A 2,302-nucleotide genomic window follows, 5' to 3' on the forward strand; every position below is an offset into this window, starting at 1 on the left:
GTTGGGGTGTGCGTTTGTCACCGCGCGCGGTGTTGTTGGGTTTGGTGTGTGCGGTCTTTGGGGGGGGGGGGGGGGGGGGGGGCGGGTCAGGCCGGGACGGCGGTGCGGGGGGTCGAGAGCAGCGGCGGCTCGCTGGGCGCGTTGAGCACCTCGTCGTCGAGCAGGCCCTCGCCGCGCGCCACCAGGACCGGGACGGTGATCTGGCCGGCGACGTTGGTCGCGGTGCGGACCATGTCCAGGATCGGGTCGATGGCGTAGACGACCGCGACACCGGTGGCGATGACCTCCGGCGGCATGTTCACCGCGCCCAGGGTCAGCGTCAGCATGGTGAACCAGCCCGTGGTGCCCGCGGTCGCCAGGGCGCCGAACACGGCCACCGCGACGATCGCCACGTACTGCCAGACGCCCAGCTCGACGCCGAACAGGTTCGCGATGAACACCGTCGCGATCGCCGGGTACACGGCGGCGCAACCGTCCATCTTCGTCGTGGTGCCCAGCGGCACGGCGAACGACGCGTAGTCCGAGTCCACGCCGAGGTTGGCGGCGGTCTGCCTGCTCAGCGGCAGCGTGGCGCCCGACGAGCGGGACACGAAGGCGAACTGGATCGCCGTCCACGCCTTGCTGAAGAACGTCACCGGGCTGACCCGCCCGACGAACCGCAGCAGCACCGGGTACACCACGAACAGCACCAGCAGCGTCCCGCCGTACACGGCTGCGATCAGCGAGAACAGCGGGCGGACGAACGAGTTGCCGTAGGTGGCGAACGCGGTGCCGATCAGGCCGAACACGCCGATCGGCGCGAGCAGCACGATCCAGCCGACGACCTTCTGGATCAGGTCGAACACCGACCGGGTGAGGTTGACGAACGGCTCGGCCCGGTCGCCGAGCGCGTAGGCGGCGAAGCCGACCAGCACCGAGATGAACACGACCTGGAGCACCTCGCCCTCGGTGAAGGCGGAGAACAGGTTGCTCGGGATCAGCGTCTCCAGCAGCGTGCTCCACGACCCGGGGTCGCGGGCCGCGAGCCGTTCCACGGCGGACTCCGACGGCTGGACCTGCACGCCCGCGCCGGGCCTGAAGACCAGCGCGATGGCGAGGCCGATGAGCACCGAGATCAGGGACGTGACGGCGAACCAGAGCAGGGTCTTCCCGCCGAGCCGCGCGGCGCGGTTCGTGCCCAGGCGGCGCAGGCTCGTGATGCCGACGACGATCGCGGTGAACACCAGCGGGATGACGGTGAACTGCAGCAGGCTGGTGAACACGTCGCCGATGTGGCCCAGGGTGGTGGTGAGCCACGCCTGGTCGGTGGCCTGGGCCACGTAGCCCGCGAGCGCGCCCAGGACGAGCGCGGCGAGCACGGTGATGCCGAAGACCTTGGGTTTGGTGTAGGTGCGGATGAACGACACGACTGCTCCGGTGGGTGCGCAGGGGCGGGTGACGGGGTGTCAGGGGCGACAACCCGTGTTCGTCCGGCGACCGAAGTCGATGTGACGGCGACGCGTCAGCAACTCGTTCATCGGCTCCCCCAACGCGAGGCACCTGGGAGGAGCTTCCCGGATCAGGGAAAATGTGACAACCGCTACCAACCGCTACCAGAGGTCCGACACGGTGACGCCCACCCGGCGCAGCAGCCGGCGGGTGAGCGGCAGGCTGATGCCGATCACGCTGGACGGGTCGCCGTCGATGCCGTCCACGAACCAGCCGCCCAGGCCGTCGAGCGTGAACGCGCCCGCGACGTGCAGCGGCTCGCCGGTGGCGAGGTATGCCTCCAGCTCGTCGTCGGTGGGCCGGCCGAACCGGACGGTGGTGGCCTCGTGGTCGACCGCCCGGTCGACGACCTCGCCGTCCCGCACCAGGAGCACGGCGTGCCCGGTGAGGAGGGTGCCGGTGGTGCCCGCCATCCGCTTCCACCGCTCGCGGGCCACGTCGGCGGTGCCGGGCTTGCCGTGCACCTCGCCGTCGGCGGTGCGGAGCATGGAGTCGCAGCCGACGACGACCTCGTCGCCGGTGGAGGCGCCCGCGATGGCCTCGGCCTTGGCCAGGGCCAGGGCGGTGACGAGCTGCTCGGGGGTGGGGTCGGTCAGCGAGGCCGCGAGGGCGTCCTCGTCCACGCCGGAGACCCGGACCTCGGGCTCGACGCCGGCGGCGCGGAGGACGGCTAGGCGGGCGGGGGACTGGGAGGCCAGGACGAAGCGCACGGTCCCGAAGCCTAGGGGCTGTCCTCAAAGCCAGATGAGCAGGGTGGCCAGGTCGAGCATGCCCCGGTAGGACACGGCGGTCTTGTCGAACCTGGTCGCGATGG

The 2,302-nt window shown here is 71.2% G+C and carries 2 protein-coding genes; both read right to left on the reverse strand.

Going from position 1 to position 2,302, the window contains the following annotated elements:
- Positions 1 to 86: 86 nt before the first annotated feature.
- On the reverse strand, positions 87 to 1,406 hold the full coding sequence (locus ACFV4N_RS42905; RefSeq protein ID WP_499678442.1) for a dicarboxylate/amino acid:cation symporter: 1,320 nt from the start codon (positions 1,404 to 1,406) through the stop codon (positions 87 to 89).
- 183 nt (positions 1,407 to 1,589) lie between these two features.
- Positions 1,590 to 2,198: a Maf family protein gene (locus tag ACFV4N_RS42910; protein ID WP_499678443.1), complete on the reverse strand. Its 609-nt coding sequence runs from the start codon at positions 2,196 to 2,198 to the stop codon at positions 1,590 to 1,592.
- Between the last annotated feature and the right edge of the window lie 104 nt (positions 2,199 to 2,302).

The sequence above is a fragment of the Actinosynnema sp. NPDC059797 genome, from assembly GCF_042732085.1.
Taxonomy (GTDB): domain Bacteria; phylum Actinomycetota; class Actinomycetes; order Mycobacteriales; family Pseudonocardiaceae; genus Actinosynnema.